Raw genomic sequence first — 25,445 nt, 5'->3', positions numbered from 1 at the left:
TGATATAAATACATACGTATGTATTTCAATGGGCCAGACTGTGAAGGAGTGACGATCTGGGTAGAAAACCGACCATCACGCGTGAAGGCTTGCTCGAAATCGCGGAAGGCCTCGTTCGCGGCGAAGGTGCAGCTGCGCTGACCATCGATGCCCTTGCCAAAGCAGCGGGCATATCGAAGGGCGGGGTCCAGTATTCGTTCTCATCGAAGGATGATCTGGTCCGCGCGCTGGTCGATCGATGGACGCAGAAGTTCGAAGAATTGCTCGGAGAGATCGATGAGCTTTCGCCCGCCGATCTCTTGCGCAGGTACATCAAGGTCATGCGAAGTTCGCAGGCGGCGATGAACGCCAAGATGGCTGGGCTGATGATCGCCTACATCCAGAATCCGGAAAACGTGCCGGAAACTCGGGAATGGTACCGGTCCATGTTCAAGCGCCTGAGCGCGTCGGCGGAAGACGCACAGGCGGCGCGGGTTGCGCTATTGGCAGTTGAGGGACTGTTCATGCTGCGCATTTCCGGCATAGACGAAAATGGGGAATGGAGTGCATTTCTCGACGACGTCGAGAGCGTCTTCGAACGCTTGCTGAAGAAACGCTAAGCCGGCGCCAGACACAGTCTGGAACGATAATGCCGTGGGCAGTTGTATCGATATGATGCCCTGCCCTTCACGCCATTCGCTTTCGCGCTAGTGACATCTTCCGAGACACTCTACGGCCATGACGGAGCGTGTGCTTTCAGCAGGTACAAACCACACTCCGATTTTTTTTGCTCTCACGCCCAAGCGCCAGCACGAATTCGACAGCAAGAAACGGAGCGCAGCCGCTCGGTCCGGGTGCTCTAATCGTCTAGCTTCAACAAATGGGTGCCCAATGCGAACACGTCTTCTTTTGGCCCTTCTCGTCACGCCCACCGGAGCGCTGGCTGACCAAGACAGCAATTTACAGTCGGGCGAATACGAGGTGCAGATGCCGCTGGAGCTGCCGCACGTTGAGGACATGAACGTACAGAGGGCCGCGAAGGTCTGCATCACCGAAACAGGTACGCATGGCATCGTCGTGCTGAGTGAGAATAATCCCCTGGTCCGCTGTCCAGCGCAGAACATCAAGGAAAGTGCCGGTGAACTCACCTTCGACCTCATTTGCGAGGGTCACAACCAAGCTGTTGCTTCGGCAAAGTTCAAACTCTATCGCGAGCGATTTGATGGAGCTTTCAACATGAAAATGGGCGGCAAGAACATGACGATGACGGAGCGTCAAAGCGGCAAGCGCGTCGGCGATTGCGCCAACCAGCCTCGTTCCTGACAACCCTATCGTCAATCAGCGAAAAAAGTGCTCGCGACCCGCAAGCGCGCCTCGACACCGTTCGCGGGATTATTTGGAGGCCAGATAGTCGTGCAGAACACGTCCGTAAGGAAGCGTGAGATCTGCGATGAAATGGTGTGCACCGACGATCTTCCGCACGGGCAAATCCGCGACCGGCGCGTTGACGTGCGGAACCAGATGCAGCCGTCCCGGCCCAAGCCACGATCCCTTGACGGTAATGTCCGTGAGATTGTAGCCGACAAGCTGGCAGATGCCTGGCTTACCATCAACACCCGGAATGAGCTTCAAATTGACTTGTGTCTTGGACAAGGTCGCCATTGTGCGCTCGCCGTTGCCCGACATCTTCTCGTGCTTGTAGCCCATCGTCCCCATCGCGACGAGCTGGCCTGAATATTCCAGTGTGCCCGTCAGCGTATCTTTGACGACCTCAAGCTTGGGATGCGCATACTTCTTCGGAAAGCCCCAGATTTCGCGCCCCGCCGCAATGGGGGGATCATCGTCCAGGTACATCTGCGCAACAAAGTTGACCTCTTCGTCCCCGAACCGGCATGGAATGACTATGCCGGATTCCGTGTACGTCCCGAATCCGGAGCTATCGGGCATCTTGATCCACTCATAGTGAACCAGGGGCTGGCCGACAGGCGACAGCGGCTCCGGCAACTGCTCGCGGATCAGATCGGCATCCGTCTCGTAGGTGATGACCATGTATTCGCGATCGACGAACCGGTAAGGACCGTCGGGGTAGCTCGGCCCGGCAAGTGGCATTGAAGGCAGCTCAAGAATTTGATCGGCGCGCACGCATCGCTCCATTTGCTTGGTTCAGCCGTTTTTCGCCAGGCATTCGCTAGGCAGACGAAAGACCGTGCTAGTGCGCGGTCCATCCGCCATCGATCGGAATGTCGGCGCCAGTGATGGATGCCGCCGCATCGGTGCAGAGAAATAGGACAAGAGCCGCGACCTGATCGACGGTCACGAACTGCTTTGTCGGCTGCGCTTCGAGCAAAACGTCATGAATCACTTCTTCACGCGAGAGATGGCGGGCTTCCATCGTCGCAGGAATTTGTTTCTCGACAAGCGGCGTCCAGACGTAACCTGGAGAAACGCAATTGACGGTCACACCGAACGTCGCAAGCTCGAGTGCGGCTGTCTTAGTCAGCCCCGCGACGCCGTGCTTGGCGGCGACATACGCGGCCTTGAACGGCGACGCGACGAGCGAGTGGGCTGAAGCGGTACTGATGATGCGGCCCCATTTCCGCGTTTTCATTCCGGGAATAGCAGCGCGCATGGCGTGAAACGCAGCCGAAAGATCGATGTCGATGATTTGTTTCCACTTCTCGATCGGGAAGTCTTCGATCGGCGACACGAACTGTACGCCTGCGTTGTTGACGAGAATATCAACCGATCCGAGATCGCTTTCAGCGTTGCGCACCATATCCGCGATCTGCGTCGGGCACGACATGTCGGCCGGCGAATAGAGACATTTGACGTTGAATTCGGATTCAATCGCGGCGCGTTCCGCTTCGACGGCTGCGGCATCCCCGAAGCCATTGATAACGACATTTACGCCTGAGCCTGCGAGTCCGCGGGCAATCGCAAGTCCAATACCGCTCGTCGACCCCGTGACGATGGCATTGCGCTGCTGCGATGACGCTCTTTCCGGAAAACTCGATGAAGGATTTGCGATGGCGTCCACGCGGCTCTCCCTGGGTTGGGTGTCGAGATGGATTGCCATGACACCGGCCCTTAACACCCGTGTGACCAAGGCCCGTCGTACGCCTGTAATCTAACCCCACGAAAGTGGCGCAATGTTCTGGCCGTCAGAAATCCTCGCGCTCACGCGGGCTTTTTTACTCAAAGGCATCCAATGACGACGAACCTCAATGGATCGAACGGCATTCACGCAAAATCGTCGTGGCCGGATGAAGACACCGTCGTTGATGCGGCGTCGCCCGGCGAGAAGCCGTCCGCAAACACGCGCCATCCGCGATCAGCCACGGGCTGGCGTCCGGAACGGTGTGACCGCATTGCGCTCATCTTTCAGGGCGGCGGCGCGCTTGGAGCATACCAGGCTGGTGTCTACGAGGCATTGCACGAAGAAGGTATCGAGCCGGATTGGATTGCCGGAGTTTCGATTGGAGCCATCAACGCCGCGATCATTGCCGGAAACTCACGCGCGCGCCGGCTCGAGAAGCTTAGAGAGTTCTGGCATCGCATCACCGAGCGCAAGGTCTGGCACTATACGCCCGATGGCGATGTCTATCGCCAGATGCGAAACGCCACGAGTTCGATGATGACGATGACGATGGGGTTGCCCGGCTTCTTCCAGCCGCATTCCGTCAATCCCTGGCTGAGCCCTACCGGCGCGATGACCGCGACGAGCTTCTACAATTCCGATCCGCTGAAGGAAACACTCCGCGACCTCGCCGACTTTTCAATGATAAACGACCGTTCCATGCGGTTTGCCGTCGGCGCGGTGAATGTTCTCAGCGGAAATTTCATCTATTTCGACAACTATCAGGAAGAGATCGTTCCAGAGCACATCATGGCGTCTGGCGCGCTCCCGCCCGCATTGCCGATGATCAAGATCGGCACCGACTACTATTGGGACGGCGGCATCGTTTCCAATACGCCTTTGCAGCACGTGCTCGACAACGAGGACAAACTCAACACGCTCGTTTTTCAGGTCGATTTGTTCAGTGCCCGCGGAGAATTGCCACGCGATATGGAAAGTGTGCTCGGCAGGCACAAGGACATCATGTATTCCTCGCGCACGCGGCATAACACCGACGTCTTCCGTCGCACAAAGCAGTGGAAGAGCCATCTCTACAAGGCGCTCTGCAAAATCCCGGAAAGCGAACTGAGCGCGGAGCAGATCCATCTCAGAGATGAGCTGAGCAAATCACCCGAAATCACGATCCTGCACATGATCTATCAGCAGAAAGCTTATGAGGGTCACGCCAAGGACTATGATTTTTCCGGCACATCGATGCGCGAGCATTGGCAATCCGGATTCGAAGATACGCGCCGCTCGCTGAAGCAGCGCCACTGGCTTGAAATGCCGCCGCCCGGATCAGGGATTATCGTTCACGACGTCCACGCCTACACGGCATAGCTGCCTTTGCGACACCGTGAGGCTCATTCACGCGCGATGTATCGGCGTGCGAACACAGACCTCGACGCATAGGAAAAGGACGGCATCTTCTCGCAGCGCAGGATGCCGTTCCTTCCTCGGCATCACTGCCCTCATTGCCAAACTGATGATCCGTGCCTCGTGCGCGAAGCGGTTTGAGAAGCGACTCGAAAAACAATTGGCGGTGCCAGCAAGCTCTGCTGCATCCGCGTCAGTGTTCGCTGCAATGGCGTTGTCTGCAACGCCAATTACAACTCCGTCAGCGTCGCGCAGACGGGCAATGCCAACAACACGCAAGTGCGCATCGAGGGCGAGCACAATCTCTGGAGCACCCAGCAGATCGGCTACGGCAATCAGGTGGCTCAGTCCGGCAATCGTCCGCTGATTTCCGGTAGCAACAACAGCTTCGTCACCCTGCAGGTCGGCAACTTCAACGAGATCGCCGGCGCCACCGTAGGGAACGGCAATGCCAACCAGGTTGCCTTCACCCAGTCGGGTGCAGCCAACGCGCTGACGTTCGTCGTTGATGATCGTGCCGGCTAGCATACCGACGATGCGTTTCGGGCTGGCTGAACGTACGATCAAAGGTCCGCAAACTCGGCAAAGCGAACTATCGCTTGCAACGGCGAAGCACGCAAAACTCGGGTGTGAACACCATCATGCCCTGCTCCGTCGCATCCGCGCCGCCAAGCTCCGTCAGGCCGCCGTGACGGCAGGCACGGTAATTACCGAGACCTGCGCTGCGCGTGCACGCGCAAACGATCACTCCCACTGCGAGTCATACGATCCAGCTGCTCAACAAACTCGTTTTTCTGCCGCGATGGGACGCTCGTGATACCGACTGTTTTTGAAAACCAGAATCCATCGGCTGCCATTCTTACGATCAGGCAGCCGATCGTGTCGTCTGAATTGCCGTGCTGCCTCATCTGCTTCGAAAACCACTTAACCCACCGCGTGCGCATCGCAGTCTCGGTAGCGAGCATGATCCCCAGCGTATTCCAGTGCTCTGCATCTGCATTGTTTTGACCTTCAAGACAGGTCAACAAGTATGCGCGCGTGAAGCGGCCGACAGGGTCGGGATCTTTAGCGATGTAGCTCTCTATGCTCTCCAGAAGATCATCCAGAAGCTTGTCGACGAGCGCGACGATCAACGCCTGCTTTGTCGGAAAATGGTGCAGGAGCCCGCCCTTACTGACGCCGGCACGTTGCGAAATTGCATCAAGGGTCGCATTCGCGATCCCAACCTCCGCGCATAACCTCGCTGCGACGTCGAGCAACTGGCCACGAACTTCAACCGGCCGCTTCTTTCTACGGTGAGCAAGGCTCATAGGAGTTTATCTCTTCCTTTCCGCGCCGCACGCGTGGCTGAGCGAATCCACAGCCGCCCTTGAAAAAACCGTCTGGATGGTATCTTTATTGTTTTTGCCACGTAAATCCACTAGGAGATGATGAAACTTTCGTTTTCCAGGATGTCTTCGCACCCATCAGACGTCCGGACGCGATCGAAAGACGTCACGCGGATGACGTCATCTCCATCAAGAGTTCCTTCTTTGCCAACCTGCTCATTGTAAGCAAATCCGCTTAGAACCCAGGACTTCAAAGGCCTTCAATATGTTGACCGTTCGCGAAATTCTTGCTCGCCCTGTTCGATGGCGCGCAGCATGTCTCGGTGGACTCTCACTTGCTGTTCTAGCGGTGGGACCGGCTTATGCTCAAGAGGGAGGCGCGACGCCGCCGCCGGCGGTATCGGTGCTCAAGCTTGCCGCACATCCCGTTCCAGTGATGAGCGAACTCCCAGGCCGCATTGCAGCGACGCGCGTTGCAGAAGTGCGGGCGCAGGTCACCGGAATTCTGCAAGAACGGGTATTCGAGCAGGGTACGTTCGTTAAAAAGGGCGATGTTCTCTACCGCATCGATCCCGACCTCTTTCGGGTGCGGGTAACAAGCGCCGAGGCCACGCTGCAGAGAGCAAAAGCCCTTCAGGCCAATGCCAAGCAGCAATACGATCGTCAAAAGGAATTGCGGGCGCGCGACGTTGCGAGCGGTGCCAGCTACGACACGGCAGCCGCAAATCTCGCGCAGTCGGATGCAGATGTCGCGCTCGCCGAAGCCGCGTTGGAAGAAGCGCGGATCAATCTTGGATATACCGAAGTTCGTGCTCCGATCACGGGCATCATCGGCGGAGCTCTTGTCACCGAAGGCGCGCTGGTGACGACACTGGACGCCAACCAGAAGCTTGCTCTCATTCAGCAGATCGATCCCGTCTATGCGGATTTCACGCAGTCGTCCGCCGAGTTGCTCGCGCTGAAGCGCGCTGTTGCGGATGGCAAGCTCGCAAGCCCAGCGCCGGGTCAAGCTCGCGTCGAACTCGTCTTCGATGACGGCACGATCTATGCGCAGCCGGGAAGACTGCTGTTTTCGAGCGCAAGCGTCGACGCCATGACCGGGCAGGTCACCCTGCGCGCCGAATTTCCAAATCCGAAAAGCGACCTTCTGCCGGGCCTATATGTCCGTATCCGTATCGAGCAGGCCGTTCGGGATGGAGCGATCACTGTTCCGCAACGAGCCGTTCTTCGCGCTCAGGATGGCAAAGCTCAAGTCTACGTTGTCGCGACCGACGGGACGGTCGAGGCGCGCGATATAACGCTCGGACAAACGTTCGGCTCTGACTGGGTTGTCGAAACGGGTCTCAAGAGCGGCGAGCAAATTATCGTCGACGGCGTGCAGAAGGCACAACCGGGCGGGAAAGTTACCGTCGAGATCTGGAAACCGGCAGAGAACACGCGACCGGCAGACAAAGCGGCAACGCAAGCAATCAGATAGGCGCCTCGATGGCTCAGTTCTTCATTGGCCGGCCCGTGCTGGCGTGGGTGTTCGCGTTCTTCATCGCGATCGCGGGCCTGATCGCCCTGCCCTTTCTGCCGATTTCGCAATATCCCAAGGTTGCGCCGCCCCAGGTTATGATCTCGACGCTTTATCCCGGCGCTTCGCCGCAGGAGATCTACCAGGGCGTCACGCGACAGATCGAGGAAGAGCTGAATGGTGTCGATCAGCTCGTCTACTTTGAATCGACGTCCGATACCTCGGGCGCGATCACTATTACGGCCACCTTTAAACCTGGAAGCGACATCGACCAGGCCTCTATAGACGTTCAGAACAAGTTGCGGCGTGTAGAGCCGCGCCTTCCGCGCGCTGTAACCGCGCAAGGCATTACGGTTGAAGAAGCGAGCACGGGCTTCCTACTATTCATCGCGCTCACATCGACGGATGGAAAGACGGACGAGATCGCGCTCGGCGACTATTTAAGCCGCAACGTCCTGGGCGAACTCCGGCGCATTGACGGCGTCGGCCGCGCCCAGCTCTTCTCGGCGCAGCGCGCCATGCGTGTGTGGATCGATCCGGACAAGATGGTCGGTTACAACATCACCGCCTCGGATGTCAGCGACGCGATCCTGGCGCAAAACGCCCAAGTCGCAGCAGGGCAGATCGGCGCTGCTCCCAATCCGATCACCCAGGATCTGACTGCCACCGTTCTCGTCAAAGGACAGCTGAGCGACACGAAGGAATTCGGCGAGATCATTCTCCGCGCCAACCCGGACGGATCGACGGTTCGCCTGCATGACGTCGCGCGCGTCGAGGTCGGTGCCGAAACCTACAGCTTTGCCGGCCGACTGGATGGCCAGCCAAGCGCTGCCGTCGGTATTCAGCTTTCGACATCCGGAAATGCGGTTGCGACGGCCAAGGCCATTAAGGCCAAGATGGAGGAGCTTTCCCGCTTCTTTCCGCAAGGCGTCGCCTATTCGATACCCTATGACACCAGCCCCTTCGTCTCGGCGTCGATCGAAAAAGTTCTGCACACGCTGGTCGAAGCGATTGTTCTCGTCTTTATCGTCATGTTCGTTTTTCTGCAGAGCTTCCGCTACACGCTCATCCCGACGCTCGTGGTGCCCGTGGCCCTGCTCGGTACGCTCGCGGTCATGTATGCTGCGGGCTTTTCGATCAACGTCCTGACCATGTTCGCGATGGTGCTTGCCATCGGCATTCTTGTCGACGACGCCATTGTGGTCGTCGAAAACGTCGAGCGCATCATGGCGGAAGAAGGGTTGTCGCCAAAAGACGCAACACGGAAAGCGATGGGCCAGATCACGGGCGCCATTCTCGGCATCACGCTGGTCCTCGCGTCCGTCTTCATCCCGATGGCATTCTTCCCCGGTTCGACGGGGATCATCTATCGGCAGTTCAGCCTGACGATGGTCGTCTCGATCCTGTTCTCGGCGTTTTTGGCTTTGTCGTTGACGCCTGCGCTCTGCGCAACGCTCCTCAAGCCGATCCCGCATGGGCATCACGAGAAGAAGGGCCTTGGCGGCTGGTTCAACCGAACCTTCGATCGAATGACGTCGGGATATTCGGAACGCATAGCCGGACTCGTCAAACGCGCGGGGCGGATGATGGTCGTCTACCTCGCGCTCCTCGCCGGGCTCGGATATCTGTTTTTCAATCTGCCAAGCGCGTTCGTTCCCGATGAGGATCAGGGGTACATCATTGTCGACGTGCAGGGGCCGCCCGAGGCCAGTCAGAACAGAACCATCGCGTCCCTTGAAAAGATCGAGGCCGTCTTCAAAGGCGAGCCGGCCGTCGATAACGTCTTCTCCGTCCAGGGCTTCAGTTTCTCCGGCAATGGGCCGAACGCAGCCTTAGTGTTTCCGACATTGAAGGACTGGTCGGAACGCGGGGCCGGAAACTCCGCCCAGGAAATTGCGAACCGGGTCAACATGCAGCTCTTCGCGCTCAAGGATGCGACGACGTTTGCGCTCTCGCCGCCGCCGATCGAAGGCTTCGGCACCACCAACGGCTTTTCATTCCGTTTGCAAGACCGCGGCGGCCTAGGTCAGGATGCACTTAACAAGGCGGCGGGAGAACTGATCGAGAAGGCTTCAGCAAGCGGCATTATTACCGGCATTCGCGCAGAAGGAATGCCGGATGCCGCGCAGATCATCCTGGTTATCGATCGCAAGAAGGCCAACACGTTCGGTGTGACTTTCGCGGACATCAACAACACGATCACCGCAAACCTCGGATCTTCCTATATCAACGACTACCCGAACGACGGTCGAATGCAGCGCGTGGTGGTGCAGGCGAAGGATCGAAGCCGATTGCAGGCCGAAGATCTATTGAAGCTCAATGTTCGCAACGCGAACGGCGGTATGGTTCCATTGTCGTCCTTCGCAACGGTCGAATGGCAAAAAGGCGCCGCGCAGATCGTCGGCTACAATGGCTATCCGTCGGTGCGCATATCGGGCGCGTCGGCTCCGGGACATTCCTCAGGCGCGGCGATCGCGGAGATGGAACGCCTCGCGTACCAGCTGCCGAAGGGATTCGCATTCGAGTGGACCGGACAATCGCTTGAAGAGATCAAGTCCGGCGCACAGGCACCATTCCTTCTGGCGCTCAGCATTCTCTTCGTATTCCTGCTGCTCGCGGGTCTCTATGAGAGCTGGTCAATTCCTCTCGCGGTTATTCTCGTCGTTCCGCTGGGAGTGATCGGCTCCGTGGCCGCGGTTATGCTGAGAGGGATGCCCAACGATCTCTATTTCAAGGTCGGCCTCATCGCGATCATCGGCCTGTCGGCAAAGAACGCCATCCTGATCGTGGAGTTTGCGAAAGACTACTATGCTCAGGGCAAATCGCTTCGCGAAGCTGCCGTCGAGGCGGCGCGGATACGGCTACGTCCAATCATCATGACGTCGCTCGCCTTCGCGCTCGGCGTCGTCCCTCTCGCCATCGCGGTGGGCCCAAGCGCCGCGAGCCAGAACGCGATCGGAACAGGTGTTCTTGGCGGCATGATCTCGGCGACGATCCTTGCCATCATCTTCGTGCCCGCGTTCTTTGTTTTTGTTCTTGGCGTCCTGAAGACCAAACGGCCCGAACAGGATCATCGTGATGGAACTACCGTAAGTTCGGCGCCACGCGCCGCGATGGAACCGGAATATTCCCCTGGATCTGGAAGCCTGCCGTAGGAATTGCGCGACGGCATCGACTGCCGTCGCCGCATGACCCGGCTTACAAAAAAGGCGAGAAATTAAGAGCTAAGCCTGAATGCCCTCGACCAAGGCAAAAGGACTAGCCCGTTGTTGACGCGACCTCAGGCCCCAAACCCGCCATCGATCGTGTGCTGCGCTCCAGTGACAATGCTGGCTTCGGGACCGACGAGATAGGCAACCATTGCCGCAACTTCAGCTGGCGTCGCGTGCCGCTTGATCGCCATCGGAGAGTGCATCTGCTCCTTCATCGGACCATCCGCCGGATTGAGATCCGTGTCGACCGGACCCGGCTGCACATTGTTGACGGTGATGCCCGAAGGAGCAAAATCCCGCGCCAAGCCGCGCACCATTCCCTGCACAGCTGCCTTCGTCATCGTGTAAGCCGCTAACCCTGGAAACGGCGTCCGGTCTCCGTTGACCGATCCAATCACAACGATGCGACCGCCGTTCTTCATTTTTCGAGCGCCCGCGACCGCCGCGTGATAGGGGCTACGAATGTTGATATCGATCATTCGGTCGACATCGTTTGGATCGAGATCGCGCGCATCTCCAAAAAGCGCAATGCCGGCATTGATGACGAGAATATCGAGGCGATCGAACGTGTCGATGAACTCGGTCACCTGTTTGATATCCGCACTATCGAGCTGATCGGCTTTCGTTCCCGTGCGCGTCGCCAGCGCCTGAGCGGCGTCCTTCTGGAACACATAAGTGAACTGAGTATCGGCACCGTCACTTACGAGGCGCTCTACTATTGCCGCACCGATGCCTCGGCTGCCACCGAGAACCAATGCTTTCTTTCCGGATAACGGCGCCATGCTGATTTCCTCCGAATGAATTCACCGCATTCGATAGTGGACTCTCAGAGAGACCTCAAGGGCGCATACGTTGCAGCGCGCTTGAGCATGATTGGCATCGGATTTTCAGAGCGTTATTGCGCAACACTTGTTGCGCGAGCTAGCGCAACAGTTGGTGCGTCCGTGTCGAACCGCAAATGTAAAAAGCCGCCTATATCATCGGTAAAATTACGACATTTAGTTATGAAATAATCTGGCACATTCCTTGCGCTTCTTCCCAATCAATCTGCACGCCTGCCTCGCCGGCGATGCAGGAAACTCGCGTAATGCATAAAATAAACTGGGAGGAATTTGATGAAGGGTTGTCACGTCCTTGGAGCTGGCGCGTCAGTGTTTACTCTGGCACTGACACTGGCACTCGGCGCCGGACCGGCATTATCTGATCTGGGCGTCAAGACACTCGAAGGCAAGCATGTCCAGTATTACGTCACCGAGGATATGCTGCTCAATGCAGATAAGGATCCCAATAACTGGCTGATGTACGGACGCGACTACGAAAGCACGCGCTATTCGCCGCTCAACCAGATCACCGCGAACAACGTCGGCGACCTCGTAGCCAAATGGAGCCTTTCGTTCGGTGTTATCGGCGCGCAGGATTCGCAGGTCACAGCCGTCAATGGTCGTCTCTATGTGTCGTCGAGCCAGAACAAGGTTTTTGCAATCGACGGAGCAACCGGCAGGGAGCTTTGGCGTTACGACCACCCGCTTCCGGCTGATCTCGGTCCGAAGCTGTGCTGTGGCGACGTGAACCGCGGTGTCATCGCATACGAGGACAAAGTCTATCTCGCGACATTAGACACACATCTGATTGCGCTGGACAATGACACCGGCGAAGTCGTTTGGGATCAAAAGCTCGGCGACTACAAGACCGGCGAAATCTTCACCTCGATGCCCGTTGTGGCCGATGGGAAGATTATGATTGGAAACTCGGGAGGGGATGTCGGCGCCAACGCGGGTACGATCTATGCAGTTGATGCCGAAACGGGAGCGCCTGCTTGGAAAACCTATACCGTGCCGGTCACCGGCAAGGAAGATATCGCCAAGACGTGGGGCAACGGATCTTGGAAGACGGCAGGCGGCACACCGTGGCTGCCAGGATCCTTTGATAAAGAGACCGGGCTGCTTCTTTGGGGTGTTGGAAACCCAGTGCCTGATTTCGACGGCAGCGTTCGACCCGGCGACAACCTCTACACAGCATCAACAATCGCTATCGACATCAAGACCGGCGAGATCAAGGGGCACTTTCAGTACACGCCGCACGACACGTACGACTACGATGGCACCAACGAAGCTATCGTGATCACGGACAAAGAGGGCCGCAAGGTCTGGGTGCACGCTGATCGTAACGGGCATCTCTACTCAATCGACCGCAGCACCTACAAATGCAACTGGGTGGTGCCTATGTCCCGCGTGAACTGGGTCAAAAGCTGGGGCGAAAATTGCCGTCCTATCGTCGACCCGGAGAAAGTACCGACATACGGCAAGGTGACCAAGGATATCGCGCCGGTGCTCGACGGAGGCAAGGAATGGGTTCCCGCTTCCTATAGCAAACGGACGGGCTTCGTATACGTGCCTGGCCGTGACATGTCGATGGATCTTGCCGCCAAGAAGCAGGAGTTCAAACCGGGCGAATGGTATCTCGCAACGGACGTGCTCAAACTGAATCCGGGCGGTGGGTATGTGAAGGCGTTCGACGCGACGACCGGGGAACTCGCATGGGCGCGGCGTCAGAATACACCAGCGACGGGGGGCATCCTATCAACCGCTGGCGGCCTGATCTTCAACGGCGATGCGGAAGGTGTATTCCGCGCCATCAAGGACGACACAGGTGAAACTCTTTGGGAGTTCAATGTGGGGACTGGTATCCACTCCAATCCGACGACTTTCATGGTTGGCGATACGCAGTACGTCGCGATCCTCGCCGGTCCGGGCGGCGGGAGCATCTGGCCACTCGTCTACGGCGACTGGCTGAAGACTCGTCAGCAGGGTGGCAGCATGTTCGTCTTCGCTCTGCACAAGAAGAAATAGTCAGCTTCCAGGCATGACAAATGACCGTTGCCGGCCGGACGATCTCCGGCCGGCATAAATTGTTTTTCTATTTGGGAGCATACAGATGGTTTTTGCGCCGAAGGTTCTTGCATGCGCTGCCGCCGTACTGGCAATCGCAGCCGTCGCTTTCCACGCTAATGCCGAAGATTCGGAAACGTCAGCGACCACCACGACGCAGACAGGCATCAATCCCTTCGAAGGCAAGCCTGATGCGATCGAGAAAGGGAAGAGCATCTACAGCAATACGTGTCTCTTTTGCCATGGAGCCAATGGCATGGGTGCGCGGGCGCCAAATCTGGTCAAAGGCATGTTCAGACCAAATGGTGGAGCCGATGACGAGATCATCTTTGGCGTCATTCTCGGCGGCCGCCCGGGCACGATCATGGGAAGCTTCGAAGGCACGTTGACCACAGATGAAATTTGGGAGGTCATGGCCTACCTGCGTGCCGAAGCTCGGACTCAAGCCCTCCAGAAGGGAAAGAAGAAGCGCATCCCCAACCCATAAGCCGCCCCCCACGGGATGGGCTGAAGGATGCGCTAATCAACGAGTCTTTTGGCGTCACTCAAGATGACGCCTTGTCAGCCTCGACATAGAGCGCGCTGCCCATCTGGCGGAACTTCTCGCTCATGTCGGCCATGCCGCTTTCCTTGTCGTTGAGCGTCGCCGCATAGTCGCGCACGTCCTGCGTGATCTTCATCGAGCAGAACTTCGGCCCGCACATCGAGCAGAAATGCGCGACCTTGTGGGCGTCCTTCGGCAGCGTCTCGTCGTGGAATGCCGTCGCCGTGTCGGGATCGAGCGACAGGTTGAACTGATCCTGCCAGCGGAAATCGAACCGCGCACGCGAGAGCGCGTCGTCGCGAAGCTGCGCCGCCGGATGCCCCTTCGCGAGATCGGCCGCATGCGCTGCGATCTTGTACGTGATGACGCCCGTCTTGACGTCGTCGCGGTTCGGCAGGCCGAGATGCTCCTTCGGCGTCACGTAGCAGAGCATCGCCGTGCCGTACCAGCCGATCATCGCCGCGCCGATGCCGGACGTGATGTGATCGTAGCCCGGCGCGATGTCGGTCGTCAGCGGCCCGAGCGTGTAGAACGGCGCTTCCCCGCAGGCTTTGAGCTGCTTCTCCATGTTGACCTTGATCTTGTGCATCGGCACATGGCCGGGCCCTTCGATCATCACCTGGCAGCCTTTGTCCCACGCGATCTTGGTCAGCTCTCCGAGCGTTTCGAGTTCCGCGAATTGCGCGCGGTCGTTGGCGTCCGCGATCGAGCCCGGGCGCAGCCCGTCGCCGAGCGAGAACGACACGTCGTACTTGCGCATCAGATCGCAAATCTCGTCGAAGCGTTCGTAGAGGAAGCTTTCCTTGTGATGCGCGAGGCACCACTTCGCCATGATCGAGCCGCCGCGCGAAACGATGCCCGTGACGCGATTGGCCGTCAGCGGCACGAACGGCAGCCGCACGCCGGCGTGGATCGTGAAGTAGTCAACGCCCTGTTCGCACTGCTCGATCAGCGTGTCGCGATAAAGCTCCCACGTCAGCTTCACCGGATCGCCGTCGCATTTTTCGAGCGCCTGATAGATCGGCACGGTTCCGATCGGCACCGGCGAATTGCGAATGATCCACTCGCGCGTCGTGTGAATGTTGCGCCCCGTCGAGAGGTCCATGACGGTATCGGCGCCCCAGCGGATCGCCCATACCATCTTCTCGACTTCCTCCTCGACCGACGACGTGACGGCGGAGTTGCCGATGTTGGCGTTGATCTTCACCAGGAAGTTGCGGCCGATGATCATCGGCTCGAGCTCGCTGTGATTGATGTTCGCCGGAATGATGGCGCGGCCGCGCGCGATCTCATCGCGTACGAATTCCGGCGTGATGTGCGCCGGAATATCCGCACCGAAACTTTCGCCGTCGCCGATCGCATCCTTCGCCCGCGCCAGAGCTTCGGCGCGTCCAAGGTTCTCGCGATGCGCGACGTAGATCATCTCCTTCGTGACGATACCTGCCCGCGCATACTCGAATTGCGTGAGGAGATCCCCTCTCCCCGTTCCTTCAACGGGGAGAGGGTTAGGGTGAGGGGCAGCTATTCGCTGAGGAGAAGAAGGATCAGTTTCGCACGACATCGCCCGCAGCGGCCGGAACACCGTCGGAAACACGCGCGCCGCGTGCGAGCCCGAAACGTTGCCGTTGTCCTCGGGCTTCACCGCGCGCCCGTCGTACGCTTCGACGCCGCCGCGCTCCTGCACCCACGCGTCGCGCAATCGCGGCAAGCCTTTCTCGACATCGATCGCCGCCGCCGCATCCGAATAAGGCCCCGAGGAGTCGTACACGCGGAACGGCGCCTCCCCGCTTGTCTCGCTCAGCACGATCTCGCGAAACGGAACGCGCAGATCCGGCGCAGCGTCGGGCGACACATACACTTTGCGCGAGCCCTGAACCGGCCCCGTCGTCACCTTCGGCGTTACGATCTCGGAAGCACGGGTGACTTTGTTCATGTTTTTATCCCTCGAGGAGCGCGAGCGCGAATTGCTATGACCGTTGCACCACTTCTCAATGGCCACACCCAGCAAGGGCTGTTGCAAGGCTTACGCCAAGATTTCCTCATAGGTTGGCGGCAGGAGCGGCTTTGTTTTCCCCTCGCGCGAAGTCGCCATTCACTTTGATTTCCGAGCACAACGAGGCGTGCGACAGCTGTTGCATTCAACAGGTGTTGCACGCATGGACATGACGCGGCTCGATCGTGTCCATCCACTAGAGTTGCGATCCGTTGCATCGCCTGTGGCGCTCAGCAAGACAAATATCTCTCATGCGAGGGTTCGTCTCTACACGCACAGTTTCCTCAGGTGTCACTTTCTGTATCTCAAAAAACACAGGCACATAGCGACTTACCTGAGGCGCAAGCCGAGCCGTAGTCTGCCGCGACCCTACAAGCGCTTGTTTTCAACGAGATAGATGATCTCGAACGTGCAGCGCGTGCCCGGATCGGCGAGCAAAGCCACGTACACAACTAAAGTACCCACCGTATTGGCATGCCGATTGCTCCCACCCGAAGCGAACTTTCGGATCGCATCGATGCGTTTTGCTCTGAGCATTTGATTCATCCGGGAATTCGGAGCCATCGAGCTACTCGGGATCGACGGAGCATTCGGGGTAATTGCCGTCTTTCGATCTAGTTCGTGTACGAACGGATTTCAGTTGGGAAAGCCGTAGAGCATGTGTTGCGTGAGCAAGAAGATAAGGAACTTACGCGGCCCATTCGCAATCGGGGCGCACTTGGGGGAATTTTAAATGATCAAAAATGACAGCATAACAAAAAAAATAGGCCTGCCCTATCTCTTCGGCGCCGCCCTATTTGCCTGCACGTCCGCATTTTCCATGAGCGTCCAAGCCGCCGATCTGGGAGGCGATTGCTGCGCCGACCTCGAGCAGCGGATCGCTGAACTCGAAGCGACCACCGCCACCAAGGGAAATCGAAAGGTTTCCCTGACGATCTCCGGCTGGGTCACGGAGCAGGTGATGGGCTGGAGCGATGGGCTGAAGACAGATGCCTATGTCGGCACCAGCTTGAACGATCTCGGCAACCGCCTTCACTTTGATGGAAGTGCAAAGATCAACAGCGAATGGTCTGCGGGCTACAGTTTGAGGATCGACGTCGTCGGGGCAAATGGTTTCGTTCAGGATGCCCATAACCCCGACGGTGGGGAAGGACCACCCGATACGCTGAACTCCTATTGGTGGGTCAAGAGCGAACGCTTGGGCCGCGTTTCGGTCGGACGGCAGAGCCAGGCAACGGACGATGTCTGGGTCGACGTTTCGGGTGCCGGCAGCATATTCGCGGCGAACCTCGTCGACTTCGACGGCCAGAACTTTCAACTCGTCCCGAATGGATCCAGGACACGAGCGAAGGCCAGATGGGGCGACCTCGCAACGTGCTACACGACGGGCGTAGGCATCTTCGCCGACTGCGGCGGCGATCGAACGAACAATATCCGCTATGACTCGCCGACTATCAATGGCTTCATGCTTTCGACGTCGTATGGCGAAGCTTACTACTACGATTTTGCTATCAGACATAACTACGATGGGCCGACCTGGACGACGGCGTTCGGCGCCGGCTTCGCGCGCAACACGGCTCACCGCATTAATGCGATTACGCCGGACTATTATGCGCAGGCGAGTTTTGCGGCGTTGCATAAGCCGACGGGACTCTTCGGGAGCATCTACTATGGTCACGAGAACCCGGAAGGCGACTACAAGCCAACTGATCAGCTCTATGTAAAGGGCGGCGTGCGCGCCAGCCTCAACAAGCTCGGCGCCACTGTCTTCTACGGTGAGTACGGCAACGACAACGACATGTTCTCGGGACTTCTTGGCGGTGCCGTGTTTAGCGGCGTCACCGACGTCTGCGATGGCTTCGCAGGAACGGGTGGCAAAATCGATACGGCATGCGGAGCAGCCGGGCCGAACAACGTCAAAGCGACGGGTTCGACGTTCGACCGCTTTGGTTTCGGCATCGTGCAGGAAATCGACGCTGCATCAGCAGCGTTCTGGCTGAAATACAAGAACTACGGAGCGGACGTCGACTTCGTGGCAGACGGTGTCCATGGCAATGAAGACATGAAACACCTTCACATCTTCGCACTCGGTGGAGCCGTCTTCTTCTGAGTTTCAAGTCACTCGCGTCGGTAGCGTTTAAGGGAAGCATCGTGTTCACGCTGGTATGAGAAAATGATCGAAGTGTCTGGCGACGCGCATTCGCATCTGCTGCTTTGATCATCTTCGCATACTCATACTGAGATCGCGCACATTGGTTCGGCGTTCACTTGAGCCAGTGTGCGTCGATCTCTGATCCCCGGATGATACTCCAGGTTCATCCGGGGAAAACTTGAGGGCGGCGCGCGACCTGATCTCCCGTTCCAGGGAGCGCGTCGCCGTCATCTTTTTAACAGCGTTGCAAGAGGACGACATCGCGAGCAGCGAACCCGATGACATCATTCATCGGCCAATACACGGAATGATCACCCGCATGACAGACACGACTTTCGATATCCTAGTCATTGGATCAGGCCCAGGCGGGTACGTAACAGCAATCCGCGCTGCTCAGCTCGGGTTCAAAACTGCCATCGTCGAAAGAGAACATCTGGGTGGCATCTGTCTTAACTGGGGTTGCATCCCATCAAAGGCGCTACTGCGGTCCGCGGAGATTCTGAAGCACGGGCGCGGAGCCGCTGAATTCGGACTACGCAGCGGTACTCCCGAGCCAGATCTACAGCGCATCGTCACGCGCTCGCGGACGGTATCGAAGCAGCTCAATGGCGGCGTCGACTATCTGCTCGCCAAAAACAACATTGCGATCATCTGGGGAGAGGCGGCAATCGAAAGCGCGCCCGGCGCCGGATACGGAGAAGTCACCGTTCGCCCTCCAAGTCACTCGCCGCGGCAGCCTCAGCATGCACCGCCAAAAGGGGTCCTCGCGGCCGGCCGGTATCGGGCGAAGCACATCATTATCGCGACCGGAGCACAGCCTCGAGTGCTGCCGGGACTCACTCCGGATGGTAAGCGCATCTGGACCTATTGCGAGGCGATGGTGCCACCGGAACTCCCACGATCGGTCATCGTGGTCGGGTCGGGAGCAATCGGGGTCGAGTTTGCGAGTATTTACCGGACCCTCGGAGCTAACGTTACCCTGATCGAAGCGCTGCACCAGATCCTTCCGATGGAGGATGCGGAGATTGCACAGATCGCGCGCCGGCAATTTCAGAAGCAGGGCATGAATATCCTCACCGGCGTCAAGGTCGTCGGAGCAGAAGCGACTTCAACCGACGAAGTCTCCCTTACCATCGAGACGCTTGCAGGCGACCGCTCAACGCTGAAAGCAGAGCGCCTGATTTCCGCCGTTGGGGTCGTCGCCAACACGTCGGGGCTCGGTCTCAGCGATCTCGCGGTGGCTCTCGAAGATGGGCCAGGATACATCAAAGTCGACAACGTCGGTCGGACGAATATTCCTGGCATCTACGCGATTGGCGATGTCGCCGGACCGCCAATGCTGGCCCACAAGGCAGAGCATCAAGGCGTGATCTGTGTTGAGGCAATCAAGGGGTTACCGGTCAGCCCGTTGGACAACACAAAAATCCCGTCGTGCATTTTTTGTCATCCGCAAATCGCCAGCGTGGGCATCACGGAAGCGCAGGCGCGGAAATCTGAAACCGAGATACTCGTTGGACGCTTCCCGTTTCGCGCAAACGGCAAAGCCATCGCTATCGGCGAAACCGAAGGCCTCGTCAAAACGGTATTTGACGCGAACACAAAGCGACTCCTTGGAGCTCAGCTCATCGGCGGCGAGGTAACCGAACTCATCGGCACGTTCGCCATGGCGCTCGAGATGAATGCCACCGTGGACAATTTCCGGCACACCGTCTTCCCGCATCCGACCTTGTCCGAGGCCATATTCGAGAGCGCACTCTCAGCGGATATGGCGGCGCTGCATTTGTAACGTGGAGCGACATACAGATGTCCACGGGTGGCAACGCGCTTGATGCTGCGACGGCAAAAGACGACCGCAATCAGCGGCCCACCTGCCCCGGTGCGATAGTCTTGTCGATGCCCGATGCAATGATTTCGGCGACGCCGACCCTGACGCTGCCAATCCATCCTGCAAGCGAGGATGACCGGCGACTGATCGCGCAACGATCTCAAAGCTACTTGCAAAAATAGGCCGTTCGGCCGGGGAAGCGCATCATGCTGGTCGTCATTAACGGCACATCCTTCGCGACCAATGCAGCAACGCTTTTGGAACTCGTCGAAGAGCGAGGGCACAACCCCTCGTCGATCGCGACCGCATTGAACGGCAAGTTCGTCACGGCTGTACAGCGCCACAAGGAGATCCTCAGACAGGGCGATGCGATCGAGATCGTCACAGCGCGTCAGGGCGGGTGAACAATGGTCCTCTATGATGTCGAACTGCCAACGAGGCTTATGCTTGGCACGGCGCTCTATCCCTCCCCTGCGATCATGGCGGAGGCCATAGCAGCTGCGGATGCATCCGTCGTGACGGTTTCGCTGCGGCGTGAGACGGCAGGCGGCAGCGGCACGTCGCAACGATTCTGGAAATTCCTCGAAGGATTGAAGCGCCCTCTCCTGCCCAATACGGCCGGCTGTCATAGCGTTAAAGAGGCGGTTACGACTGCCCAAATGGCGCGCGAGCTGTTCCAGACGGACTGGATTAAACTTGAGGTGATCGGAGACGACGACACGTTGCAGCCGGACGTTTTTGGACTGGTCGAAGCGGCGCGGATCCTTTCAAACGAGGGTTTCAAAGTTTTTCCATACATGACGGAAGACCTCCGCGTCGCGGACCGTTTGCTCGCAGCTGGATGCCGCGTGCTCATGCCGTGGGGCGCGCCGATCGGATCAGCTCGCGGACTGAACAATGTCTACGGCCTGAGGACATTACGTTCGCATTTTCCCGACGTGCCAATCATTGTCGATGCTGGCCTTGGCGTACCTTCGCATGCCGCCCAAGCGATGGAGTTGGGGTGCGACGGCATCCTCTTGAACACCGCCGTCGCGAAAGCGGCCGATCCAGTCATGATGGCCGAAGCGTTCTCAAAAGCCGTGGTATCCGGAAGGCTAGGTTATTTGGCTGGGGCGTTGCCTCCACGCGACATGGCCTCCCCATCGACACCGATCGCCGGAAAACCCATCCTTGATTAAACAAGATTAGGTCGGCTGACCCTTCAACTCATCTTCGCGATTGCGAGATGTCGATCAAGTGCTCACAAGATTAAGTTGACTGAACTTGCCCATCATCAATAATCCGTGCAGTGCCAGTTGCGATTAACCCGCACAAGCAAGAGATCCAAGCAAGAGATCAACGGAAACGCCCAATGATTGGCCAAAACAACCGCAATGCGCACGTCGCCGACGTCATCAAGGCAACGGAAGGCGACACAACCAACTATGATTCAATCATTACCGATTCCTGGCGGCGTTGCATTCAGGAGCATCAACTTAATCCCGTCACGGCACCTGAAGTCTACGTCCACACAAGCGCGCAGCTCAGGGAGCGCCAGCAGCGCATGGAGGACATCCTACGCACAGCGCGGTTTGGACTCGAAACGCTCCATCGGCAGATCGCTGGTCTCGGTTACACGATCCTCCTCACCGATGCGCAAGGGATAACGATCGACTTCATCGGCGACCCCGCTTTCGAGACTGAACTACGGCATGCGGGCTTGTACCTCGGTGCGGAATGGAGCGAAAGCTTGGCTGGTACCAATGGTGTCGGCACTTGCATCGCAAATGGCAAAGGATTGATCGTCCATCAGGGCGACCACTTCAGCGCGAACCATATCAATCTCACCTGTACGGCCGTTCCGATCTTCGACCCGCAAGGACAGATAGCGGCAGTTCTCGATATTTCCGCGCTTCGCTCGCCCGAGGAAAAGCAGAGCCAGCATCTTGCTCTCGCTCTTGTCACCCATTGCGCGCATCAGGTTGAGAATGCGACGCTGTTCAATCACTTCAACCGCAACTGGATACTGAAGTTCTCGAGCTCACCAGAATTCCTCTGCGTTGACCCGGAATATGTGCTCGCCCTCGACGAGGATGGGTTGATAACGGGTTTCAATAACCGGACAGCCTTATTGCTTCGGCATGAGTTTGGTCTCGCTCCAGTCAAAGGCGGGGACCTCAAAGGGCGCGCCTTCGAGGATGTATTCGATTGTACGCTCGAAAAACTAGGCAACTTCGCGCGCTTGTCTCACCCACGGGCGACGATAAAATTAAAGCACAGTGGCACCATTCTCTTTCTGCAAGCCATTCCTCCGACCGTCAGCGTCAGAGGACCTGCCAGCACGTCGATGCCAAAGATGCCGGAACCGCTTGCGAACTTCACCAAGGGCGATCCGGCCGTTGTCACTGTACTGGAACGCGCCGCAAAACTCGCCGATGCGCCCATCAGTCTGCTCATTCAAGGTGAGACTGGCACCGGCAAGGAATATTTCGCCAGAGCGGTCCACGACTCGAGCGCCCGGTCTCACAAAGAGTTCGTCGCAATCAATTGCGCTGCCTTCCCGGAGAGCCTGATTGAAAGCGAGCTTTTTGGCTACGAGGCCGGAGCTTTCACCGGCGCTCAATCCAAGGGAAAACAAGGCTTAGTTGCACAAGCCAATGGTGGCACGCTGTTTCTCGACGAGATCGGAGACATGCCGCTCATGCTGCAAACCCGCCTGCTGCGTGTTCTGGCGGAGCGTGAAATCATCCCTGTCGGTGCGACGCGGCCGATTAAGCTCGACGTTCGCGTCATTGCCGCAACTCACCGCAATCTCACCGCGATGATCAAGACCGGACAATTCCGCGAAGATCTATATTACCGCTTGAACGGATTCGAACTGATCCTTCCAGCGCTCCGGGACAGGTCGGACATCGAATGGCTCATCGAACGCTTGATCAGGCTGCGTTGTCCAACTGCACCACCGGTCTTGACCCCCGAAGCGGCAAGCGCCCTTTACCGGTACCGTTGGCCAGGCAATGTTCGAGAGTTGAAGAACGTTCTCGATTTCGCGCTGGCCGTCTGCAGCAAGGGGGTTGTGTCTATCGATGATCTCCCAAGCTCGGTGCTTGGCATTTCCATGCGCCCTATGGAGAGATCGCAGACCGATGACAGCCCTGTCGATTCTGAAGCCGCTTCCTTGCGCACGCACCTCGCACGGCGTCATTGGAACGTCACGCAAGTAGCTCGAGATCTCAATGTCGACCGGACGACGATCCATCGCCGCATGAAGCGTTTCGGCATCGTCGCACCGAACCAGTGCGTGGAATAGAAAAAGAACTGGAATCAAAAAAGCGGTCGCGAAGGATCTTTAGGAAACCCTCGCGACCGCTTTGCTACTGCTAGAGTCTTAGCGCGACTTAGCCTCCGCATTTTCGAAATGTTTGGCTACCTGCGCATTGAACGTCTTGGCCGCTTCCAAGTGGGGCATATGGCCAACCGACGGCAGGCGAACGACAGACACCGTACTCGCCACGCCTTCGGAATGTCGCGGATCGATGATGGCGTCCTTTTCGCCCCAAACGACCAGCACGGGCTTGTCGGTCTTCTCCACCAAACTGCGGAACGAGACGGCTTGCCGTCCTTGCGGCATCGTCTTTGCGGCGATGGTTTCGATGGCTTCCTTAACCCCTTCGAGTCTCTTGTAGCGCTGGATACCTTCGATCATCGTCGCCGATACCTGTTCGGGATCCGCGACTAGCATTTGCAATGCGGATTTCACATCCTTTCGCTTCTCGGCGGAGATAAAACCTCGAATATAGGCGTCATTGACCCCCTCGCCGAGCCCGGCAGGCGCAACGCCGGCGACCGACGCTACGCGGGTTGGGGCCTTGTCGAGCACCTTGAAGGCGACGGCGCCGCCAAGCGAGTGACCGACAAGATGTGCCTTCGCGACTCCGGCATCGTCGAGGACCGCGATGACGGCATCAGCCAATTCATCGAGATCTCCCTTTACGACTGTCTTGGTCGATTTGCCGTGGCCAGGCAGATCGAGTGCATAGACGGGCCGGGATGCCGAAAGAGACTCGATATTGAAGAGCCAATTGTCCGCATCCCCTCCAAAGCCGTGGATGAGGACGGCAGGAATGCCGTCCTCCGCACTTCCACTAAACTTGTAGAAAATGTTGCGGCCGTCCAAATGAGCCTCGCGCTCGACGACTTTGGAGCCGTTGTCGTCTGCGCTTTCGACGACAAAAGCTCCAATGAAGGCATCGATCTCGGCATCACTAACCGTCGATGGCGCCAGCACGGCCAACAGCGCTCCCACAGGAACAATTTCGCCGCCTTTCGTGATCTGGCGCCGCAAAACGCCGGAAACCGGACTCTCGAACACGTTCGTGATTTTCGTCGTTTCGATTTCTGCTATTTCGTCGCCTTTTTGAATGTCGGAGCCCTCGCCGACGGACCAGCCGACGAGCGTGCCCTCCGCCATGGCTAGTCCCCATTTCGGCATGACAATCGGTTGAATGTCGCTCATGCCGACACCTTCGCCGCGATCGAGCGCACAACGTCCTTTATTCTTGCAACGCTCGGGATATAGATGTCCTCGAGCGTCGGCGAGAACGGCACGGGCGTATGCGGCGGCGTCACCGTGCGGATCGGTGCCCTCAGGTCTTTGAACCCCTCTTCAGCAACGAGACGCGCAATATCGGCAGCCATCGAGCAACGTGGATGTGCTTCGTCTACGACCACAAGGCGCCCGGTCGCGGAAACACTTTCGAGGATTGTCTCCGTATCAAGCGGCGAGGTTGTACGCGGATCGATGACAGTCACCGAAATACCCTCGCGTTTGAGTTCATCCGCGGCGGTATTGGCAAAGCTGACCATACGGCCAAAGGCAACGACCGTCACATCCCGCCCCTCACGCGTGATGTTCGCTTCGCCGAATGGGATCGTATAGGCCTCATCCGGCACATCTTCTTCGATGTCGTAAAGAACCTTGTGCTCAAAGAATATGACCGGATCGTTGTCGCGGATCGCTTCGATCAGCAGGCCCTTGGCTTCATAGGGTGATGACGGAATAACGACCTTGAGGCCGGGTATGTGAGTGAAAAGTGGATACAGGCACTGGCTGTGCTGAGATGCGGCCCGGAAGCCGCCACCGTACATCGTGCGGATGACGATTGGCGTTACCGCCTTGCCACCGAACATATAGCGGAATTTTGCGGCCTGATTGAAAATCTGGTCAAAGCAGACGCCCATGAAGTCGACGAACATCAGTTCGGCAACCGGCCGAAGCCCGGTGGCTGCCGCGCCAACCGATGCTCCTATGAAGGCGCTTTCGGTGATCGGCGTATCGAGGACTCGCTCCGGTCCGAACTCCCCATAAAGCCCCTTCGTTACGCCGAGCACGCCGCCCCACGCATCTTCTTCTCCGGGCGATCCTTTGCCGCCCGCGATGTCCGTGCCGATGGCGACCACGCGGCTGTCACGCCGCATTTCACTCGCAATCGCTTCATTGATTACTTGTCTGTATGTTTTCTTTGGCATTCGCG

The 25,445-nt window shown here is 58.0% G+C and carries 22 protein-coding genes; 14 read left to right on the top strand and 8 right to left on the bottom strand.

Going from position 1 to position 25,445, the window contains the following annotated elements:
- Positions 1 to 89: 89 nt before the first annotated feature.
- Both HDEN_RS03945 and HDEN_RS03940 read left to right on the top strand, forming a co-directional pair.
- Positions 90 to 599, top strand: coding sequence for a TetR/AcrR family transcriptional regulator (locus HDEN_RS03945; protein ID WP_210160340.1), 510 nt, complete (start codon positions 90 to 92; stop codon positions 597 to 599).
- Positions 600 to 888: 289 nt separating this feature from the next.
- Positions 889 to 1,302 carry a DUF3617 domain-containing protein gene (locus HDEN_RS03940; protein WP_041921533.1) on the top strand — a complete coding sequence of 138 codons (414 nt, stop codon included), beginning with the start codon at positions 889 to 891 and terminating at the stop codon, positions 1,300 to 1,302.
- Between the two features lie 69 nt (positions 1,303 to 1,371).
- On the opposite strand, the gene HDEN_RS03935 is transcribed toward HDEN_RS03940, so the two are convergent.
- Both HDEN_RS03935 and HDEN_RS03930 read right to left on the bottom strand, forming a co-directional pair.
- Entirely contained in the window at positions 1,372 to 2,088 is a 717-nt protein-coding gene (locus tag HDEN_RS03935; protein ID WP_013214836.1) for an acetoacetate decarboxylase, read from the bottom strand.
- Positions 2,089 to 2,188: 100 nt separating this feature from the next.
- Positions 2,189 to 3,055: a 3-hydroxybutyrate dehydrogenase gene (locus tag HDEN_RS03930; protein WP_013214835.1), complete on the bottom strand. Its 867-nt coding sequence runs from the start codon at positions 3,053 to 3,055 to the stop codon at positions 2,189 to 2,191.
- A 132-nt stretch (positions 3,056 to 3,187) separates the two neighbouring features.
- Here HDEN_RS03930 and HDEN_RS03925 point away from each other — a divergent pair, with 132 nt between their 5' ends.
- Positions 3,188 to 4,435: a patatin-like phospholipase family protein gene (locus HDEN_RS03925; protein ID WP_013214834.1), complete on the top strand. Its 1,248-nt coding sequence runs from the start codon at positions 3,188 to 3,190 to the stop codon at positions 4,433 to 4,435.
- Positions 4,436 to 4,750: 315 nt separating this feature from the next.
- Positions 4,751 to 4,996 carry a hypothetical protein gene (locus HDEN_RS03920; protein WP_041921532.1) on the top strand — a complete coding sequence of 82 codons (246 nt, stop codon included), beginning with the start codon at positions 4,751 to 4,753 and terminating at the stop codon, positions 4,994 to 4,996.
- 182 nt (positions 4,997 to 5,178) lie between these two features.
- On the opposite strand, the gene HDEN_RS03915 is transcribed toward HDEN_RS03920, so the two are convergent.
- On the bottom strand, positions 5,179 to 5,781 hold the full coding sequence (locus HDEN_RS03915) for a TetR/AcrR family transcriptional regulator (RefSeq protein ID WP_013214833.1): 603 nt from the start codon (positions 5,779 to 5,781) through the stop codon (positions 5,179 to 5,181).
- Between the two features lie 283 nt (positions 5,782 to 6,064).
- Between HDEN_RS03915 and HDEN_RS03910 the strand changes: the two genes are divergently transcribed.
- Together HDEN_RS03910 and HDEN_RS03905 are read left to right on the top strand one after the other, a co-directional pair.
- Positions 6,065 to 7,276, top strand: coding sequence for an efflux RND transporter periplasmic adaptor subunit (locus tag HDEN_RS03910; protein WP_013214832.1), 1,212 nt, complete (start codon positions 6,065 to 6,067; stop codon positions 7,274 to 7,276).
- Between the two features lie 8 nt (positions 7,277 to 7,284).
- Complete coding sequence (locus tag HDEN_RS03905; protein WP_013214831.1) at positions 7,285 to 10,470, top strand: efflux RND transporter permease subunit; 3,186 nt, start codon at positions 7,285 to 7,287, stop codon at positions 10,468 to 10,470.
- A gap of 125 nt (positions 10,471 to 10,595) precedes the next feature.
- Here HDEN_RS03905 and bdcA read toward each other — a convergent pair whose 3' ends face one another.
- A complete protein-coding gene (bdcA, locus tag HDEN_RS03900) occupies positions 10,596 to 11,309 on the bottom strand; it encodes an SDR family oxidoreductase (protein WP_013214830.1) in 714 nt (237 codons plus the stop codon).
- 369 nt (positions 11,310 to 11,678) lie between these two features.
- On the opposite strand from bdcA, the gene HDEN_RS03895 reads away from it, so the two are divergent.
- On the top strand, positions 11,679 to 13,376 hold the full coding sequence (locus HDEN_RS03895; RefSeq protein ID WP_210160339.1) for a methanol/ethanol family PQQ-dependent dehydrogenase: 1,698 nt from the start codon (positions 11,679 to 11,681) through the stop codon (positions 13,374 to 13,376).
- An 85-nt stretch (positions 13,377 to 13,461) separates the two neighbouring features.
- Positions 13,462 to 13,902, top strand: a complete 441-nt coding sequence (locus tag HDEN_RS03890) for a c-type cytochrome (RefSeq protein WP_013214828.1) — start codon at positions 13,462 to 13,464, stop codon at positions 13,900 to 13,902.
- Positions 13,903 to 13,960: 58 nt separating this feature from the next.
- Here HDEN_RS03890 and thiC read toward each other — a convergent pair whose 3' ends face one another.
- Both thiC and HDEN_RS18285 read right to left on the bottom strand, forming a co-directional pair.
- On the bottom strand, positions 13,961 to 15,892 hold the full coding sequence (thiC, locus tag HDEN_RS03885; RefSeq protein ID WP_013214827.1) for a phosphomethylpyrimidine synthase ThiC: 1,932 nt from the start codon (positions 15,890 to 15,892) through the stop codon (positions 13,961 to 13,963).
- A gap of 429 nt (positions 15,893 to 16,321) precedes the next feature.
- Positions 16,322 to 16,489: a hypothetical protein gene (locus HDEN_RS18285; protein WP_169305476.1), complete on the bottom strand. Its 168-nt coding sequence runs from the start codon at positions 16,487 to 16,489 to the stop codon at positions 16,322 to 16,324.
- 196 nt (positions 16,490 to 16,685) lie between these two features.
- On the opposite strand from HDEN_RS18285, the gene HDEN_RS03880 reads away from it, so the two are divergent.
- The 6 genes from HDEN_RS03880 (at position 16,686) to HDEN_RS03855 (ending at position 23,221) form a co-directional block, all read left to right on the top strand.
- Positions 16,686 to 18,062, top strand: a complete 1,377-nt coding sequence (locus HDEN_RS03880) for a porin (protein ID WP_013214825.1) — start codon at positions 16,686 to 16,688, stop codon at positions 18,060 to 18,062.
- Positions 18,063 to 18,423: 361 nt separating this feature from the next.
- Complete coding sequence (lpdA, locus tag HDEN_RS03875) at positions 18,424 to 19,890, top strand: dihydrolipoyl dehydrogenase (protein ID WP_041921841.1); 1,467 nt, start codon at positions 18,424 to 18,426, stop codon at positions 19,888 to 19,890.
- Between the two features lie 17 nt (positions 19,891 to 19,907).
- Positions 19,908 to 20,111, top strand: coding sequence for a hypothetical protein (locus HDEN_RS03870; RefSeq protein ID WP_013214823.1), 204 nt, complete (start codon positions 19,908 to 19,910; stop codon positions 20,109 to 20,111).
- Positions 20,112 to 20,135: 24 nt separating this feature from the next.
- On the top strand, positions 20,136 to 20,333 hold the full coding sequence (gene thiS, locus HDEN_RS03865) for a sulfur carrier protein ThiS (protein ID WP_013214822.1): 198 nt from the start codon (positions 20,136 to 20,138) through the stop codon (positions 20,331 to 20,333).
- 3 nt (positions 20,334 to 20,336) lie between these two features.
- Complete coding sequence (locus HDEN_RS03860) at positions 20,337 to 21,110, top strand: thiazole synthase (protein ID WP_013214821.1); 774 nt, start codon at positions 20,337 to 20,339, stop codon at positions 21,108 to 21,110.
- 110 nt (positions 21,111 to 21,220) lie between these two features.
- Complete coding sequence (locus HDEN_RS03855) at positions 21,221 to 23,221, top strand: sigma-54-dependent Fis family transcriptional regulator (RefSeq protein ID WP_245256719.1); 2,001 nt, start codon at positions 21,221 to 21,223, stop codon at positions 23,219 to 23,221.
- Positions 23,222 to 23,299: 78 nt separating this feature from the next.
- On the opposite strand, the gene HDEN_RS03850 is transcribed toward HDEN_RS03855, so the two are convergent.
- Together HDEN_RS03850 and HDEN_RS03845 are read right to left on the bottom strand one after the other, a co-directional pair.
- Positions 23,300 to 24,427, bottom strand: coding sequence for an acetoin dehydrogenase dihydrolipoyllysine-residue acetyltransferase subunit (locus tag HDEN_RS03850; protein WP_013214819.1), 1,128 nt, complete (start codon positions 24,425 to 24,427; stop codon positions 23,300 to 23,302).
- Positions 24,424 to 25,440 carry an alpha-ketoacid dehydrogenase subunit beta gene (locus HDEN_RS03845; protein ID WP_013214818.1) on the bottom strand — a complete coding sequence of 339 codons (1,017 nt, stop codon included), beginning with the start codon at positions 25,438 to 25,440 and terminating at the stop codon, positions 24,424 to 24,426. Before HDEN_RS03845 ends, HDEN_RS03850 begins: the two co-directional genes overlap by 4 nt.
- Positions 25,441 to 25,445: the final 5 nt, after the last annotated feature.

The organism is Hyphomicrobium denitrificans ATCC 51888 (assembly GCF_000143145.1).
In the GTDB taxonomy this organism is placed as follows: domain Bacteria; phylum Pseudomonadota; class Alphaproteobacteria; order Rhizobiales; family Hyphomicrobiaceae; genus Hyphomicrobium_B; species Hyphomicrobium_B denitrificans.
Note: the sequence above shows the minus strand (reverse complement) of the source record. Positions and strands in the feature narration are given on the sequence as shown.